This is a genomic window from Bradyrhizobium sp. CCBAU 53351, assembly GCF_015291745.1.
Classification (GTDB): Bacteria; Pseudomonadota; Alphaproteobacteria; order Rhizobiales; family Xanthobacteraceae; genus Bradyrhizobium.
This window is the reverse complement of sequence record NZ_CP030059.1, coordinates 3,518,793-3,536,148: the sequence shown is the minus strand read 5'-3', so window position 1 is coordinate 3,536,148 and position 17,356 is coordinate 3,518,793. Positions and strand designations below refer to the sequence as shown.

Genomic DNA, 17,356 nt, shown 5'->3' with positions numbered 1-17,356 from the left:
CTTCTTGCACTTAACCGACCGGCGCATCAGGCGCAGGAGCTGCGTCCGGGACCGGTTTTGGGCGCCCCTTCCGGAAATAGATGGGTGCAAACGCCTCTTTCTGGTTCAGTTCCAGCTGACCTTCGCGCACCAGTTCGAGCGCGGCGGCAAAGCTCGAGGCGAACACCGTCGCGCGCTGCGTGGGATCGGCGACGTGGCGGATCAGGAAGTCGTCGAGCACGCCCCAGTCATCCTGCTCGGTGATGCTGCCGACCAGCCGCTCCAGCGTGGCGCGCGCCTCGGCGAGCGACCACACCGTGCGCTTGGCCAGATGCACGCTCGCCAGCACGCGCGACTGACGCTGCGAGGCATAGGCGGTGAGCAGATCGTACAGCGTCGCCGTGTATTTCGGATGCTTGATCTCGGCGATATGCTCGGGCTCGCCGCGCGCGAAGATGTCGCGCTGCAATTGGGGCCTGTTCATGAGGCGGTTGGCGGCCTCGCGAATGGCTTCGAGCCGGCGCAGGCGGTTGGCAAGCGCGGTTGCCATCTGCTCGGCGCTCGGGCCTTCCGCGCTCGGCGGCTCCGGCAGCAACAGGCGCGACTTCAGGAAGGCGAGCCACGCCGCCATCACGAGATAGTCGGCGGCAAGCTCGAGCCGGATCTTTCGGGCGGCTTCGATGAAGTGGAGATATTGGTCGGCCAACGCCAGGATCGAGATCTTGGCGAGATCGACCTTCTGCTGCCGCGCCAGCGCGAGCAGCAGGTCGAGCGGGCCCTCGTAGCCCTCGACGTCCACCACCAACGCCGGCTCACCCTCGGCAAGCTCTGCGGGCCGCCCGGTCTCGAAAGATAGAATTTCTGCGGTCATGCGGATGCCGTGTTTGCCCGTGCGATCAGTGCGTCCAGTTCCGCGCGCGCGGCCGCGCGGTCGAGCGGCTGCGGCGCCTTGCGGGCGGCGAGCGCGGCATTCGCCCGCTCCAGCGCCCGGCCCGACAACTCGGGTGTCTCACCGGCCACCGCGCGCATTTCCTCGATATTGCCGTTGCAATGCAGGGCCACGTCGCAGCCGGCCGCGAAGATGGCGCGGGTCCGTTCGGCGATATTTCCCGACAGCGCGTTCATCGACACGTCATCACTCATCAACAAACCCTGGAACCCGATTGCGCCGCGAATCACGTCAGCAATCATTGTCGCAGATGTCGTCGCCGGATGGGCGGGGTCGACCGCGCTAAACACAACATGTGCAGTCATGGCCATCGGCAGGTCGGACAGCGGCTTGAATGCCGCGAAATCGGTTCGTTCCAGCTCGTTCCGCGGCGTATCGACCGTCGGCAGTTTGAAATGGGTGTCCGCGGTAGCCCGGCCGTGGCCGGGAATGTGCTTGAGGACCGGCAGCACGCCGCCCTGCTCCAGCCCCTCGGTGATCGCGCGCGCGATCGCCGCAACCTTGGCCGGCTCCGTGCCGTAGGCCCGGTTCCCGATCACGGCATCGGCGCCCGGCACCGGCACGTCGGCCAGCGGCAGGCAATCCACGGTGATGCCGAGATCGGCGAGATCGGCGGCGATCAAACGGGCCGACAGGCGCGCCGCGGTGAGCCCAAGCGCCGAATCAGTGTCGTACAAGGTCGAGAACACAGCGCCCGGCGGATAGACCGGCCAGTGCGGCGGACCGAGCCGCTGCACCCGCCCGCCTTCCTGATCGATCAGCACAGGCGCGTCGGGGGCGCCTGCCGAGCTGCGTAATTCCGCAACCAATGCAGCGACTTGAGCTGGCGAGGCGACATTGCGCTTGAAGAGGATGAAGCCCCATGGGCGCTGGTCGCGGATAAACTCCCGCTCGACGGCGGTCAGTTCTGTTCCGGAAACGCCGGTAATGAAGGCCCGCGTGCTCATAACGGCCGATTAACCCTGACCCGCGAGGGGGTCAAGGAAACCGCCGTTAATTCCTCTGGACGAAGCAGGCGGACAAGCCCGCGGACTTCAGGCTGTTGCAAGCATGCGTCGCCTCCTCCGCCGAGGCATAGGGCCCCGCGAAGGCGCGGTAGACGACGCCCTTGCCCTTGTCGGTCAGGTCGACGCGCTTGATCACCGGCGAGCGGGAGCCGAGCACGCTGCCATACTTGCTCTGAAGCACGCGGTACGACGCGGCGGCGCTGTCCTCGCTCTGCTGCGATGAGACCTGCACGATGTAGCCGCCACCGCCGCTGCTGGCGGGGGCAATCTGGGTCGGGGCCGTCGCAGCCATCCGCTGCGTCGGCTCGGCCGCCGGCGTCGATTGCGGCGCCAGCGACATCGGCTGGTTGGCGCTGGCATTCGCCGAGGTCGGCGGATTGCGCGGGGCTGCCGGTGCGACGGGCGCAGCAACAGGCTTCGGCGCAGCGGCGGGTTTAGCAGCGGCCGATTGCGGCGTGGCGCTATCGGTCTGATCACCCTTCACGGCGACCGTCCTGATCGGACGCGGCGAATTGTTCGGCAGCGTGCCGTTGCTTGCGCCCGGCGGCGGCGCCGCGGACGGCGACACGCTCGCGACCGACGGCGGGTTCGCATTCTGGTTCAGCGGCGGGAACACCACGCGGGGACCGCCCGCCTTGGCGTTGACATCCACCGGCGCCTCTTCGCGCGGCACGATCTTCTCGGTGCCATCGCCGGTCACCATGCGATCCGGCACCTTGGCCGACGAATCCGTCGGCGCGGGCACGATCTTGGTCGGCGTGTTGTCGGCCTTGATGATCGGCGGCTCACCGCTGCGGGGCGAGCCGACATAGGTCTTGTAGGCGAAGGCTGCACCCGTGCCGACCACGGCAAGCGCCAGGATCGCCGCGACCGTCATCATGCCGCCGCGCTGCTTCCGGGGCTCTTCGACTTCGGCGTCGGGATAGTCGCTCTGATAGGCGTAGGGATCGTCGGGATAGGCGGGCTCGCGCTGATAGTCCTGCTCGCCAGCCTCGAGACGGCCATAGAGCGCATCGTCGTAGCGCGCGGGATCGGGCTGCTGCTGGTACGGGTCCTGATAGGCCTGCTGGTGATAGGCCTGATCCTGCGGCTGGTAAGCCTGCCCCTGATGGGCATGATCCTGATAGGCGTGATCCTGATAGGCCTGCGGCTGACGAAAGTCAGGCTCCGGCGCAGCGGGCTGAGCGGAATAGCGATGCAACGGATGGACCGGGTTCACGGAGACGGGGTAATCAGGCTCCGGCGCGGGTGCCGGCTGCGGCTGCACATTGGCGCGACGCATCCATGACGGTGGCCCGGGCGGAGTCGGCTGGGCCGGCTCGGCATAGTCCTGCTGATCATCGTCCTGCCGATAATCGTCGTCCTGATAGGACTGTGCGGGCGGAGACGCTGCGGGCGAGCGCGCGCCGGGCCGCGCTTGCGCGGCGAAAGGATCGGTCTGTCCGATCAAGCGGGCGAGCTCAGCCAAGGGATCGCTGTCCGTCCTGCCATGCTGATCGCCACCGCGACCATAGTCATCGGAAGGAAACGGTCTATCCTGATATCGTTCGGCCATCGTGATGATGCGTCCCTTCGGGAAAGCCGCGCGCCCCTCGACCAAGGCACGGCTTTCGACCCACAAGGCTTTCAACCAAGTCTAAGCGATCCGGCTTCTGCCGGTTACCCCCGAATTCCCCTTAAGTAGTTCGCCCCAAACTACCGCATCTCGTTCGGAGCATGGACGCCGAGGATGGCGAGGCCCGATGCCAGAACCGAGACGACGCCCTGGACCATGGCCAGCCGCGCCTTTGTTAGATCTGCATCATTATTGATAATGAAGCGTAAATAGGGCAAATCGCGCCCCTTCGTCCAAAGTGCATGAAATTCGCTGGCTAAATCATAGAGATAGAAGGCAATTCGGTGCGGCTCGTGGGCCGCGGCGGCGGCTTCGAGCATGCGAGGATATATTGCGAGGCGCTTGAGAAGTTCAAGCTCGACCGGGTCTGACAACCGCTCCACCGCCGACTCACTGAGCCACGCGATCCGCTTGTCGGCGTCTTCCGGCAGTTCCGGGAACACTTCGGCCCGCGCGTTGCGGAAGATCGAGTGGCCGCGGGCGTGGCCGTACTGCACGTAGAACACGGGGTTGTCGCGCGACTGTTCCATGACCTTGGCGAGATCGAAGTCGAGCACCGCGTCGTTCTTGCGATAGAGCATCATGAAGCGGACGGCGTCCTGGCCGACTTCATCCACCACCTCACGCAAGGTGACGAAGTCCCCGCTCCGCTTGGACATTTTGACCGGCTCGCCATTGCGCAGCAGCTTCACGAGCTGGACGATCTTGACGTCGAGCGAGCCCTTGCCCGACGTCGTCGCCTTCACCGCCGCCTGCATGCGCTTGATGTAGCCGCCATGGTCGGCGCCCCAGACGTCGATCATCTCCGCAAAACCACGGTCGAACTTGTTCTTGTGGTAGGCGATGTCGGAGGCGAAGTAGGTGTAGGAATTGTCCGACTTGATCAGCGGACGATCGACGTCGTCGCCATAAGCGGTCGCCTTGAACAGCAACTGTTCGCGATCTTCCCAGTCCTCGACCGGTGCGCCCTTCGGCGGCGGCAGGCGCCCTTCGTAGATGTCGCCCTTGGCCTTCAGGAAATCGATGGTCTCGGCAACCTTGTTGTTGCCGCCCTCGATCAGCGAGCGCTCCGAGAAGAATACGTCGTGGCGGATGTTGAGCGCGGCGAGATCGTCCTTGATCTCGTCCATCATCATCGCGATCGCCTTGGCGCGCACCGTCGGCAGCCACGCGGCTTCGCTCATTGCGAGGAGCTTGCCGCCGTGCTCCTTCGCAAGCGCCTGTCCCACCGGCTTCAGATAATCGCCGGGATAGAGCCCTTCCGGGATCGCACCAATGTCCTCGCCGAGCGCCTCGCGATAGCGCAGGAACGCGGAGCGGGCGAGCACGTCGACCTGGGCGCCGGCGTCGTTGATGTAATATTCGCGCGTGACGTCGTGGCCACCGAACTGAAGCAGGCTCGCCAGCGCGTCGCCGAACACGGCGCCGCGGCAATGGCCGACATGCATCGGCCCGGTCGGATTGGCCGAGACGTATTCCACATTCACCTTGGAGCCACCACGGACGCGGCCGTAATCGGCGGCCTCGCGCAGCACCGTCCGAAGCGCCTCGGCCCAGGCCGCCGGCTTCAAGGTCAGATTGATGAAGCCGGGACCGGCGACGTCGACCTTGGCGATCAGCGCATCCGCCCGCAGCCGCTCGGCGATCTGCTCGGCGAGTTCGCGCGGCTTTGCCTTCGCCTCTTTCGCCAGCACCATCGCGGCGTTGGTCGCCATGTCGCCATGGGTGGCATCGCGCGGCGGCTCGACCACCACGCGCGCGAAATCGACGCCCTCGGGCCAGTTGGCTTCCGCCGCAAGCGTGCGGCAGGCGGCATGCACGCGTGCAAGCACGTCGGCGAACAAATGCAGGGATGAGGATGTCTGGGGCATGGCCGCCGCCTAACGCAAATCCGGGGTCGAGTCAAAAAGCCGTTGGTGCTCGGTCAGGGCGAAACGGTCGGTCATTCCGGCAATGAAATTGCCGATCCGGCGCGCCCGGTCGCCCTCGTTGTCCGCTTCCGCACCGAGCAGCCATTCCGGCGGCAGCTCGCCGGGGAATTGCAGGTATTTGGCGAACAGGTCGAACAGGATCTGCTCCGCCTCGCCCATCACCCGCATCACCCGCTTGTGGCGGTACATGTGCTGGTAGAGGAAGCGCTTGATGGCCGCCTCTTCCTCGGCGACCTCGGCCGGGAACGCGACCAGGGCCCTGCTCTGCTGGCGCACGTCCTGCGCCGATTGCGGCTTCACCGCGGCGAGGTTCTTCTGCGCCTCGGCGAACACCGCGCCGATCAGGTGCGAGATCAGCTCGCGGACCAGCTCGGCGCCGCGCCTGAGGTCTTCGAGGTCAGGGTAATGCGCCGAAGTCTCGGCGATGATCTCGGCCGTGAGCGGCATCACCTTGAGATCGTCGAGATGGAACAGGCCGGCGCGCAGGCCGTCGTCGATGTCATGGGCGTCATAGGCGATGTCGTCGGCGATGGCGGCGACCTGCGCCTCCAGCGAGGCGAAGCTCCACAATTCGAGATCGTAGGTCCTGGTGTAGTCGGCGATACCGACGGGAACGCCGTGCTCGCGATAGCGTCCGACCGGCGTGCCGCTACGGTCGGTCAGCGGACCGTTGTGCTTGACGATGCCCTCCAGCGACTCCCAGGTCAGATTGAGCCCGTCGAATTCAGGATAGCGATGCTCCAGCGAGGCGACGACACGCAGCGTCTGGGCGTTGTGGTCGAAGCCGCCGAACTCCTTCAGGCAGGCGTCCAGCGCCCGCTCGCCGGCATGGCCGAACGGGGGATGACCGAGATCGTGGGCGAGCGCCAGGGTTTCGGTGAGGTCCTCGTCGAGGCCAAGCTGCCGTGCCAGCGCGCGGGCGATCTGCGCCACCTCCAGCGAATGGGTCAGGCGGGTACGATAGTGATCGCCCTCGTGGAACACGAACACCTGGGTCTTGTACTTCAGGCGGCGAAACGCGGTGGAATGGATCACCCGGTCGCAATCCCGCCGGAACGGGCTGCGGGTCCGGCTCGGCGGCTCCACGACCAGCCGGCCGCGGCTGCGGTCGGGATCGCAGGCATAGGGCGCGCGGGGGGCTGCCATTCCGACGGACACGACGAATTTAGTCCCTATCCATTTGATTCTGCGTATCCTTGCACTTAACTATGCCGGACGCGGGATACCAAATGAAATGGGCAAGACCCCAGTGTGACCGCGGGACGACGGGACTATTCGGAGACCAGCAATGACCACTGCCGTGACCATCAGTGACCGGGCCGCACGCCGGATTGGGGAGATCCTCAAGGGCGAAGGCTCTGGTGCGATGCTGCGCATTTCCGTCGAAGGCGGCGGCTGCTCGGGTTTCCAGTACAAATTCGACATCGACCGCGCGCGGACCGACGACGATCTCGTGATCGAGCAGGACAATGCGGTGGTCCTGGTCGATTCCGCCTCGCAGCCGTTCCTGGAGGGATCGCAGGTCGATTTCGTCGACGATCTGATCGGCGCCTCGTTCCGCGTCAACAATCCCAACGCCACCGCGTCCTGCGGCTGCGGGACCAGCTTCTCGGTCTAAGCGCCCGTTATCTGCCTCTCCTCGTCCGTCCACTCCACCTCGACCGGCATCAGCTCCGGCTGGAGCGGCGCGTCCTCGGTCATCACATGTCCGTCCAGCGCGCGCAGCAGGGCCGCGACCAGCGCCGGCTTGCGCAGCGGCTTGGCGAGGAAGTCCGACATGCCGGCCTCGCGACAGATCCTGACGTCCTCGGGGAAGGCGTTGGCAGTCAGCGCGACGATGGGCAGGGTCTCGAAGCGCCCGCCCGCTGCGCGGATCGCGCGGGTGGCGGCAAGCCCGTCCATGTCGGGCATGCGCACGTCCATCAGCATGACGTCGTAATCGCCTTCGGAGGCCGCCGCGACCGCCTCGGTACCGTCGGTGACGACCCGCAGCTCGACATCGAAGGCCCCCAGCATCTTGCTCACGACCATGCGGTTGACCGCATCGTCCTCGGCGACCAGCACCTTCAGCGGCCGATCGAGGCTTGCGATGCGAGCCTTGAGCTCCTCGGCCTCGTCGCGACTGGACGCTTGGTCGGAGGCTTGCGCCTGGCTCCAGGGCAGCACCAGCGTGAAACGGAAGGTCGAGCCCTGCCCCGGCGTCGAGGTGACGCCGATAGTGCCGCCCATCTGCTCGATGATGCGCCTGCTAATCGCAAGCCCAAGCCCGGTGCCGCCGAAGCGGCGGCTGATCGAGGCATCGGCCTGTGCGAAATCGCTGAAGAGCTGGCCGAGCTTTTCGGAGGCGATACCGATGCCGCTGTCGGTGACCGCCCATTCCACGGTCGCCAGCAGGTCGCGGCGCGCCTGACAGGTTGCGGAGATCGTCACTTCGCCTTCATCGGTGAATTTCACCGCGTTGGACGCGAGGTTGAGCAGCACCTGGCGGATGCGCGCGGCGTCGCCGCGCAGCGTCGGCGGCAGGTTCGGATCGAGCTCGACCTTGATTGCCAATCCCTTGCTCTTGCCCTTGCTGTGGGCGCTCGCGCGCGCGACGTTTGCGACCGTCTCGACCAAGGTCTGCGGAGCGAAATCGATCGCCTCGAACTGGAAGCGTCCGGCCTCGAGCTTGGAGAGGTCGAGGATGTCGTTGAGGATGCGCTGGAGATTGTCGCCGGATTCGCGGATCGTGGTGACCGCTTCGCGCTGCTCCGGATCGAGCCTGGTTTCGAGCAGCATGCTGGCAAGTCCGAGCACGCCGTTCATGGGTGTGCGGATCTCGTGGCTCATCACGGCGAGGAAGTCGGACTTGGCGCGGCTCTCGGCCTCGGCCTTTTCCGCGCGCCAGCGCTCGGTCACGTCGCGCCCGAAGCCGCGATAGCCGAGGAAATGTCCCTCGCGGTCATAGGCGGGCTTGGCCGTCAGCGACCACAGCCGCGCCTCGCCGCCGGCGACGACCTTGATGTTCATCTCGTGCAACGGCTCGTTCTGCTCCATCAGGCCGACGACGTTGTAGGCCGCGCTCTTGTCCTCGGGGCAGAGCATGTCGAGCACGTCGGCGAAATGCGATCCCTTCAGCAGCGGAAGCGGCAGCTGCGCGACGGCGGCGAAGCGCTCGGGCACGTCGACCAGATGGCCTTCGGCATCGGTCTGCCACAGCCAGTCGCTGGCGTTCTCCTGAAAGTCCTTCAGCAGCAGCGAGATGATCTCGGTCTGCCGCTCCAGCTCGAGCTGGGCCTTGAGATTGCCGAGGAACAGATTGCCCTGCGAGACGATGTTGCGCGCCATGAAAAATGCGAACAGCAGCAGGAACACCGCCGTCACCAGATAAGGTCCGGTGCCGCAGAGCAGCAGCGCCCCAGCGCAGGCCACCGTCATGGTGGCGAGATAGACGAGGCCGGCACGCGGGAAGGTCGACAGCGTGAAGGCGCCGCCCGACATCATGCCGACCATCAGGCAGGCCAGGATCAGCTGGCTGGTCGGCTCGATGTGGTTGAACAGCGCGAGCGGCAGCGCGCCCCAGATCGCGGCGAGGAACACCGCCTGCCGCAGCATCTGCCGGGCGGCGCGGGGCGAGGCCTCCTGCGGCGGGTTCTGATGCGACCTCCGCCACGAGCGCACCGCGAGCGAAGCGGTGGTGGCGAGCGTCAGGCCCCAGATCGCGAGGAAGTCGTTCCAGCCGCGGCCCCAGAACAGGATCAGCACGATGGCGACGTTCAGCATCGTCACCGCCATGGTCACCGGGATCAGCTGGGTCACGGCGTCGATCTGCTTGGCGCGGATGCGGCGGATCTCGCGCTCGCTGAGACCGGCGGTCAGGCCGTCCTCGATCTCGAAGCCGCCGAGCCAATACAGGAACGCGCCGATCAGGCCGTCACGCGGCTCGCTTCGCTTCATCGACTTGTCCGGCCATCCCATCCGAGGAACCTTTTGACGATCAATGGCCTGAGGCCTGCTTAAGCCGGGTTAATTTTGTGGGAGATTTTGCGGCATCCTTGACGGGCGCGTTTGCAGTTTGTTCTAACCATGGCCCTTGGTCCGGAGCCTGCCGACATGCCCATCAGAGTAGCCACCTGGAACGTGAACTCGGTCCGGCAGCGGATCGACCTGCTGCTGACCTGGCTGAAGGAGTGCCAGCCGGACATCGTCTGCCTCCAGGAGATCAAATGCGTCGACGAGGCCTTTCCGCGGCTGGAGATCGAGGCGCTCGGCTACAACGTGGTCACGCACGGGCAGAAGACCTTCAACGGCGTCGCCCTGCTCTCCAAGCTCCGCTTCGACGAGACCAAGTCGGGCCTCGCCGGCGACGACGAGGACGCCCATGCCCGCTTCCTCGAGGGCGTCGTGACGCTGAAGCGAGGGGTGCTGCGCATCGCCTGCCTCTATCTGCCCAACGGCAATCCGGTCGGGACGGAGAAATATCCCTACAAACTCAAATGGATGTCCCGGCTTCTTGATTATTCGAAGGAGCGCCTCAAGACCGAGGAGCCGCTGATCCTGGCAGGCGACTTCAACGTCATCCCGCATGCCCGCGACGTGCACAATCCGGCCGCCTGGACCGAGGACGCGCTGTTCAAGCCCGAGACGCGGGAGAGCTTCCAGTCCCTGCTCGGCCTGGGCCTGACCGATGCCTTGCGGGCCGTCACCGACGAAGGCGGGCTCTACACTTTCTGGGACTACCAGGCCGGCGCCTGGCAGAAGAACCAGGGGCTGCGGATCGACCATCTGCTGCTGTCGCCGCAGGCCAGCGACAAGCTCGCCAATGTCGGGATCGACAGCTATGTGCGCGGCTGGGAGAAGCCGTCGGACCATGTGCCGGTGTGGGCGGATCTGGATCTCGAGGCGGCGTAGGCCATCCGCGTCGTCATTCCCCGGCAATGCAAAGCATCAGACCCGGAATGACCGGCGTTCAGCGCCGATTACCGCCGTCCTGCACCCACTGCTCGAGCAATTGCAGGGCCATGGCCTTGTCGTCGTCGGAGGCCTTGGCGAAGGCGCGGTTGTAGCTTTCCTTGATCCAGGTCTCCGCGGTGCCGGCGCTGTCGCGCGCCAGGGTCAGCCACATCAGGCCGCGCGCGGCCTGCCGCGGCAGACGGTCGCCGTTGAACAGCATCTGGCCGAGCAGCGCCTGCGCCTCGTGCTGGCCCTTCTGCGCGGCAAGACCGAGCCAGCGTGCGCCATAGCGGAAATCCTCACGCGAGGCGTCCGGCGTCTTCAGGTACAGCCGGGCGAGATCGTATTGCGCATCGGCATTGCCGAAATAGGACGCGGCATAGGAGAACATCTCACGCGCCCGCTCCGGATCCGACTTGACCTTCGAGTTCGGGATGCCGCTGAGATAGTAACGGCCGAGCTCGACGAAGGCGTTGGCCACGATCTGCGCCTGCGGCGCCGACGGGCTGTCCTCGGCATGCGCGTTGGCGATCCGGCTGAAATATTCGAAGGCGCGCAGATCGTCCTGGGCGACGCCGTCGCCATTGGCGTACATGCGGCCAAGCTTCCACTGCGCGATGGGGTGGCCACCCTCGGCGGCATATTGCAGCGCACTGAGCGAGGTCTCCTGCGGCGCGGTCGCCGGCGCGATCCTGCCGCGCATGGTCGCCGCGGTCCCCGGCAACGTGGTCACGACCGGGATGGTCGCATCCTTCGGGTTGACCGGAGCGCCGTCGAAGGCAAGCGCCGGCGCGGCCAGCGCACTGACCCCCAACACAAACGCAACTATGGCACGCCTAGATGTCCGCATAACACTGTTTCTCGTGCGCGCCGCCCGGATGGGTCACTGCCCCCCCGACCGCTGGTCCAACCTGCTGAGCATATTTCCAGAGCGCACCCGACGTGTGGTTAGTCGCGCGAGCGCTCCATTTGGTTTTGCGCTGGGCGAGCTCGGCGTCGCTCAATTTAACGTTAAGGGTCCCATTGACCGCATCGATCTCGATGATGTCACCGTCCTCGAGCAGCCCGATCGGGCCGCCAATGGCAGCTTCCGGCCCGACATGGCCGATGCAGAAGCCGCGGGTGGCGCCGGAGAAGCGGCCGTCGGTGATGAGCGCGATCTTGCCGCCCATGCCCTGGCCGGTCAGCGCCGCGGTGGTCTGGAGCATTTCCCGCATGCCGGGGCCGCCCTTCGGCCCCTCGTAGCGGATCACGATGACTTCGCCTTCGCGGTAGGTGCGCTGCTGGACCGCCTCGAAAGCATCCTCCTCGCGGTCGAAGCACCTGGCCGGACCGGTAAACTTGAGGTTGGACATTCCCGCGACTTTCACGATCGCACCTTCTGGCGCCAAATTGCCCTTCAGGCCGACCACACCGCCTGTCACGGTGATGGGCTTGTCTGCCGGGTGCACCACGTCCTGGTGCGGATTCCACTTCACGCTCTTGAGGTTTTCAGCGATCGTGCGGCCCGTGACGGTAAGGCAATCACCGTGCAGGAAGCCGTTGTCGAGCAGCGTCTTCATCAGAAGCGGTATGCCACCTACTTCAAACATGTCTTTGGCGACATAACGGCCACCCGGCTTCAAATCCGCGACATATGGTGTCTTTTTGAAGATTTCGGCGACGTCGAATAAGTCAAACTTGATGCCGCACTCATGCGCGATCGCCGGTAGGTGCAGCGCAGCATTGGTCGAGCCGCCGGAGGCCGCGACCACGGCGGCGGCGTTCTCCAGGGCCTTGCGGGTAACGATGTCGCGCGGCCGGATGTTCTGAGCGATCAGGTCCATGACCTTCTCGCCGGCGGTCATGCAGAAGGCGTCGCGGATCTCATACGGTGCAGGCGCACCGGCCGAGTAAGGCAGTGCCAAGCCGATCGCCTCGGAGACGGTCGCCATGGTGTTGGCGGTGAACTGCGCGCCGCAGGCGCCCGCCGAGGGGCACGCCACGCGCTCGATCTCGTCGAGGTCCTCGTCCGACATCGCGCCGACCGAGTGCTTGCCGACCGCCTCGAACATGTCCTGCACGGTGACCTGCTGCCCGCGGAATGTGCCGGGCAGGATCGAGCCGCCATAGATGAAGATCGAGGGCACGTTGAGACGGACCATCGCCATCATCATGCCCGGCAGCGACTTGTCGCAGCCGGCGAGCCCGACCAGGGCATCATAGGCGTGGCCGCGAACGGTGAGCTCGACGGAATCGGCGATGCATTCGCGCGACGGCAGCGAGGAGCGCATACCGTCATGGCCCATGGCGATGCCGTCGGTCACGGTGATGGTGCAGAATTCGCGCGGGGTGCCGCCGGCCGACGCCACGCCCTTCTTCACCGCCTGGGCCTGACGCATCAGCGCGATGTTGCAGGGAGCGGCCTCGTTCCAGCAGGAGGCGACGCCGACGAAGGGCTGGTGGATCTGCTCGGTGGTCAGACCCATGGCGTAGAAATAGGACCGATGGGGCGCGCGCGCAGGGCCTTCCGTCACGTGACGGCTTGGCAGCCTCTGCTTGTCAATCTTGGCGCCCATCGCAAACCAGTTTCCCCGGTGAACCCTTTCAGAGGCGAAAAATCAGAGCCAAGATTTGAATCGACCTTGGGATTTTCTCGTCGCCTTCGAGGACCGCCGCTGCCCTTAGAACATTAGAGCGATTTTATTCATGTTTGGGTGTGGCCAAAAAGCGGCGGTGAGGCGAACCACGAGTGATGAAGGTTAAATCGGAACCGAGTGTTGCATCGACAGCACAATCGTTACCGGGAAGACACGGGTTCGCTTACTGTAATACCATCTCGCAGATGGCAGCTCACAATCTTTGATTTCACTATGCCAGGGGCGCACGCCGCTCCGGTTCGAGATGAGGTGCAAGTACGTGAGTCGGCCCCTCTGCCACAGACTGGTGTCGCCGGACCTAGAAACTGCACCGGAGGTCGCGGTGAGATGCGTCCTGGCTCAGCAGCGCACCGTCGACCGGACGCTGCTTCGCATCTGCAATCCAGAGTCTCTCCCTGGATGGATTCTGGATTGCTTCGCTGCGCTCGCAATGACGGAGGATGAGGCGGCAAGTTGCTTCTCCAAGTGACGCTGTCATTCCCCGCGAAAGCGGGGAATCCAGTACGCTGCGGCTTATCGGTTCAGTCACTGCCGTCTCGGAGTACTGGATCGCCCGGTCAAGCCGGGCGATGACACTTATTGTGTGGCAGCAGACACAGCTTCTCAGCCTCGCGGCTGAATTCGCCCGAGCTTTGCTTCATCTCTCGTCCCTCAAATCCAAGAGGGCGCAGGGAAGGCCGGGTGCTGACATCGCACCCGCGGTCCGCTGCGCGAATTGCACGCGCACGCAGAAAACCGCACAGCAGCATACAGGTGGTGCCGATCACTCGGCCTTCCCTGCGCGATGGTCGGACGGCTTATGCCGCGCTCTCCCGGGAGCCGAACTTTCCTTTGGCCTCCCTCGCCGTTCGAATTGGATGATGCCGCCCACCCGGTTGGGCTCGCGCGCATCTTCGATCCGGCTTGACCGTAGCAACGACGGCCAGGACCACACGGTTTTGCCGTACGCACGGCCCGCCATGTCGCCGCAGTATTTCCAGCCCTGTCGACGGAGCTGAAAACTTACAGGCGAGACGAAGCCTAGCAGCGCCGTTCGTCTGCACGCGGCCGCGGGCTCACAGGGACTACCCGCCCTGCCCGCACCTCTCATGCCGACGCTGCCGCGTCCACCGCAAACCCGGCTCGCGATCAAGACGACCTCGAGATCGCCCCTCCTGGTGAGCCGGGATGGGCGACATATGCGCCAAAACCGAATTTCGGTAAAGTGGAATATTTTCGCGGCGAGGGGTTGACAGAGGCCGACACAGGGCACGGCCGCGTAGCCCGGATGAGCGGAGCGACATCCGGGATTCCACCAGCACTGTCCCGGGTATCGCTACGCTCCCCGGGCTACGATCTACGATGGCGTCGCTCAGGCCGACATTGCGCCCTTGTGTCTGAACGGATCGACCAGGCGGACGATCTCGCATACCGCAACGAGTCCAGCGAGCCAGACGGCGCAGGTCAGGGCGATGCGCGTCACGATGGCGACGGTGAAGGCGCCCTCGCCGCCCAGGAACGGCGTCGCGGCGAGCAGCGCGAGCTCGTAAACTGCATAGGCCGTGACGAGCATGATCGCGAGCACCAGCGGCGTGCGCCCCCGGGGCAGCAGGCCGGGCACCATCGACGAGATCGCCGTCGCCAGCAGCGCAGCCGCGCCGATGACAAAGCCCCAGGCGATGGTACCGGCGTCAACGGGATAGTGCAGCGCGCCGAAGCCGATGGTCTGGTTCACCAGCCAGGCGCCGGTGACGACGAGCAGCGCCGGGCGCAGCGGCAGCATCGCCGCCGCAACGACGGCGAAGGCCGCAAACGGCGTGACGCAGGCGAAAGCGAAGCTTGCGAGCGCGCATGATGCCGTCAGCAGCGCAAGGCAGAACATCGGCGCAAGGCGCGGCGCGACCGGGTGAAGGCGGAAGCCGTCGCCGTGAGACGGCAGGATGCTGAGGGCCATGGATGATCTCCTTGTTGAGGAATACCAGTTCATCTGAGGGTGAGCGACAGCCGTAGCGAGGTGTAAGCCTTGATCAGAACGTCGCGCCGGCCTTGAGCAGATAGGAGCGGCCGGGCAGCGGATAGGCACTGAAGCGGCCGTCGGTGAAGGTGCTGGCGATGGCGTAGTCGTAGTAGAGCGCGTTCAGCACGTTGTTGACGCTGAGCGACCAAAAGTAGCGCTCAACCTGGCCGCTGAGCTTGAGATCGATCGTGCCGTTGGCCGGAATCGGCTTCTGCGTGCCCGCCTGGTCGTTGTCCATGCGCCGCTCGCTCCAGAACCGCGCGGTGGCATCGAGCACCAGATAGTTCTGCCAGATGTTCCAGGTGACGCCGGCGCTTGCCGTATAGCGCGACACCAGCGGCACGTCGTTGCCGGCCCAGACGCCCTCGCGGAAGACCGCGCGGGTATAGGCCATGCCGGAGCGCAGCAGCAGGGCGTCGTTGACGCGGTAGGACAGGCTGGTCTCCGAGCCGTAGCGGCGGGTCGGATCGAGGTTGGTGTTGTAGAACAGGACCGGGTTGAAATGGACCTCGTTGGTGAGGTCCATCAGATAGAGGCTGCTCTGCAGCTGCAGTCCGCCGCCCTTGATGCGCAGGCCGCCCTCGATGTCCTGCGAGGTCTGGGTCTTGAGTTGAAACGTTTGCGGGATGGCCGCGAAGGTCAGAGGATCGAAGGACGGCCCCGAGGACAGCCGCTCGTCGACGTCAGGCGTGCGGAAGGCGCGCGCGGCGCGGCCGAACAGCGAGACCATGTCATTGAGGCGATGCTCGGCTCCGAGATGCAGCGCATATTGGGTCTCCTCGCTGGTCAGCGACGACGCGCCGATGTCGGCGTTGAACGGCGCCGCCGCGTCGAAATTGTCGCGTGCCGCAAGCCTGACGTTCTGCACCCGCGCGCCGTAGGAGATGTCGGTCGTGGGCGCGACTCCCAATGTGTGCTGGAAATAGCCGGCGACCGTCTGCTGCCTGAGGTCGTAATTGTGCCAGGCGGCGAGCCCCTGCCCGGCGCCGCGGTCCTGCCGGAAGCTCGCATCGTAGTAGTCGATGCCGGTCAGCAACTGCGACGGCATGCCGAGCAACAGGCTCTTCACACTGAGCCGCGGCGTGATCGACCACGTCGTCAGGTTGGAATCGACATAAGTCGAGGTGAAGAAGGCAGGAACCGGCGCCGGGCTGGAGAAGAACGCGCTCTGCTGCTTCTTGTCGCGCACACCGCCGTCGACGATAAGATCGACGCCGTTGACCAGGGTCTTGGCGAAGCCGGCTGTCGCGCTAATGCCCTGCTGGTTGGCGTAGTTGAACGGCGTGCTCGTGCCTCGCCGGCTGGTCTTGAGCTCGTCGAGGCCGATGGAGGGATCGACGGTGCGGCCGCCCGGCAGGCGCAGCTCCTGATTGTCGCCGGTGACGGTGAGAAACGCCGTGAGGCCCGGCGTCGTGTAATTGAGATTGCCGACGCCATTCTGCTGGGAATAGCGATTGTTGTCGCGATAGCCGTCGGTGCTGACGGCATTGCCGTAGAACGAGGTCGACCACGGCCCCGAATTGAGCGAGGTCGAGACATTGCCGAGCCTGGTGTTGAACGAGCCGAAGCCGGCCTCGATGCGCGCGGTCACGGGCGGTCCGCCGCTTCCGGTCTTGGTGACGATGTTGATCACGCCACCGACCGCGTTGTCGCCATAGAGCACCGCGCCGGAATTGCCGCGCGTGATCTCGATACGCTCGATGGAATTGAGCGGGATGGTGGAAAGGTCCACCTGCGCCATGTCGACGTCGTTGAGCCGCCGGCCGTTGACCAGCACCAGCGTGTTGGCGGTGGCAAAGGCGCCGAAGCCCCGCAGGTCCACGCTGGTCTTGGCGCCGATCTGCCCGCCATAGAACGTCGTGATCTGGGCTCCCGGGGTCTGCGTGGCGATGATCTCGGCAAGCGTCTGCGACGGCGCATGCGCGATATCCGCGGCCGTGATGACGGTCGTGGCTGCTCCGATGATGCCGCCGTCACCGGCGACAGCCCCGGAGCCCGGGCCGGATGAGCCGGTGCCATTGCCTGCCGGCGCGACATTCGCGGCTCGCCGCGGCCTCGTCGCCTCACCCTCACCGATCGCCCTGGCCCGCGTGCGGTTCTGATCGTCGGGCTTGCTCACCTCGACCGGCGGCAACTGCTCGGCGACAGCATGCTGGGCGAAGGCCGCGGAGAGACCGAGCGAATGGAGCGAGACGGATGCGAACAGGCCTACGCTGAGGCGCCGGGCAGCAGAAGCGAGACGGGACAATGTTGTAACCTCGGTATGACGTCGGTGGCACGTCACAGCGAACGAGGTTTCACGGCAGAG

Annotated in this window: 12 protein-coding genes; 2 read left to right on the top strand and 10 right to left on the bottom strand. The window is 65.4% G+C overall.

Annotated elements, in window-relative coordinates; all coding sequences use genetic code 11:
- Window positions 1-10: 10 nt before the first annotated feature.
- The 5 genes from XH83_RS16520 to XH83_RS16500 all read right to left on the bottom strand — a co-directional run bounded on the left by XH83_RS16520 (window position 11) and on the right by XH83_RS16500 (window position 6,627).
- Window positions 11-850 carry a ScpA family protein gene (locus XH83_RS16520; protein ID WP_194407977.1) on the bottom strand — a complete coding sequence of 280 codons (840 nt, stop codon included), beginning with the start codon at window positions 848-850 and terminating at the stop codon, window positions 11-13.
- On the bottom strand, window positions 847-1,875 hold the full coding sequence (gene nagZ, locus XH83_RS16515; protein ID WP_194407976.1) for a beta-N-acetylhexosaminidase: 1,029 nt from the start codon (window positions 1,873-1,875) through the stop codon (window positions 847-849). The genes XH83_RS16520 and nagZ overlap by 4 nt, the downstream gene beginning before the upstream one ends.
- Window positions 1,876-1,921: 46 nt before the next feature.
- The gene (locus XH83_RS16510) at window positions 1,922-3,490 is read right to left on the bottom strand and encodes an SPOR domain-containing protein (RefSeq protein WP_194408289.1); all 1,569 of its coding nucleotides are present in this window, start codon (window positions 3,488-3,490) and stop codon (window positions 1,922-1,924) included.
- A gap of 140 nt (window positions 3,491-3,630) precedes the next feature.
- Complete coding sequence (gene argS / locus XH83_RS16505) at window positions 3,631-5,421, bottom strand: arginine--tRNA ligase (protein ID WP_194407975.1); 1,791 nt, start codon at window positions 5,419-5,421, stop codon at window positions 3,631-3,633.
- A 9-nt stretch (window positions 5,422-5,430) separates the two neighbouring features.
- Window positions 5,431-6,627, bottom strand: a complete 1,197-nt coding sequence (locus tag XH83_RS16500) for a deoxyguanosinetriphosphate triphosphohydrolase (RefSeq protein WP_246776481.1) — start codon at window positions 6,625-6,627, stop codon at window positions 5,431-5,433.
- 142 nt (window positions 6,628-6,769) lie between these two features.
- On the opposite strand from XH83_RS16500, the gene erpA reads away from it, so the two are divergent.
- Window positions 6,770-7,099, top strand: coding sequence for an iron-sulfur cluster insertion protein ErpA (erpA, locus tag XH83_RS16495; protein ID WP_063194651.1), 330 nt, complete (start codon window positions 6,770-6,772; stop codon window positions 7,097-7,099).
- On the opposite strand, the gene XH83_RS16490 is transcribed toward erpA, so the two are convergent.
- Window positions 7,096-9,438: an ATP-binding protein gene (locus tag XH83_RS16490; RefSeq protein WP_194407973.1), complete on the bottom strand. Its 2,343-nt coding sequence runs from the start codon at window positions 9,436-9,438 to the stop codon at window positions 7,096-7,098. The genes erpA and XH83_RS16490 overlap by 4 nt on opposite strands.
- Window positions 9,439-9,573: 135 nt before the next feature.
- Between XH83_RS16490 and xth the strand changes: the two genes are divergently transcribed.
- Entirely contained in the window at window positions 9,574-10,371 is a 798-nt protein-coding gene (gene xth / locus XH83_RS16485; protein WP_194407972.1) for an exodeoxyribonuclease III, read from the top strand.
- 58 nt (window positions 10,372-10,429) lie between these two features.
- Here the strand turns inward: xth and XH83_RS16480 are convergent, their stop codons facing one another.
- The 4 genes from XH83_RS16480 to XH83_RS16465 form a co-directional block, all read right to left on the bottom strand.
- Window positions 10,430-11,263 (bottom strand): tetratricopeptide repeat protein, encoded by an 834-nt coding sequence (locus XH83_RS16480; RefSeq protein WP_194407971.1) that lies wholly within the window; start codon window positions 11,261-11,263, stop codon window positions 10,430-10,432.
- Window positions 11,250-12,971, bottom strand: a complete 1,722-nt coding sequence (ilvD, locus tag XH83_RS16475) for a dihydroxy-acid dehydratase (protein ID WP_194407970.1) — start codon at window positions 12,969-12,971, stop codon at window positions 11,250-11,252. The genes XH83_RS16480 and ilvD overlap by 14 nt, the downstream gene beginning before the upstream one ends.
- 1,432 nt (window positions 12,972-14,403) lie before the next feature.
- Window positions 14,404-14,985 carry a hypothetical protein gene (locus XH83_RS16470; protein ID WP_194407969.1) on the bottom strand — a complete coding sequence of 194 codons (582 nt, stop codon included), beginning with the start codon at window positions 14,983-14,985 and terminating at the stop codon, window positions 14,404-14,406.
- Between the two features lie 73 nt (window positions 14,986-15,058).
- Window positions 15,059-17,296, bottom strand: coding sequence for a TonB-dependent receptor (locus XH83_RS16465; RefSeq protein WP_194407968.1), 2,238 nt, complete (start codon window positions 17,294-17,296; stop codon window positions 15,059-15,061).
- Between the last annotated feature and the right edge of the window lie 60 nt (window positions 17,297-17,356).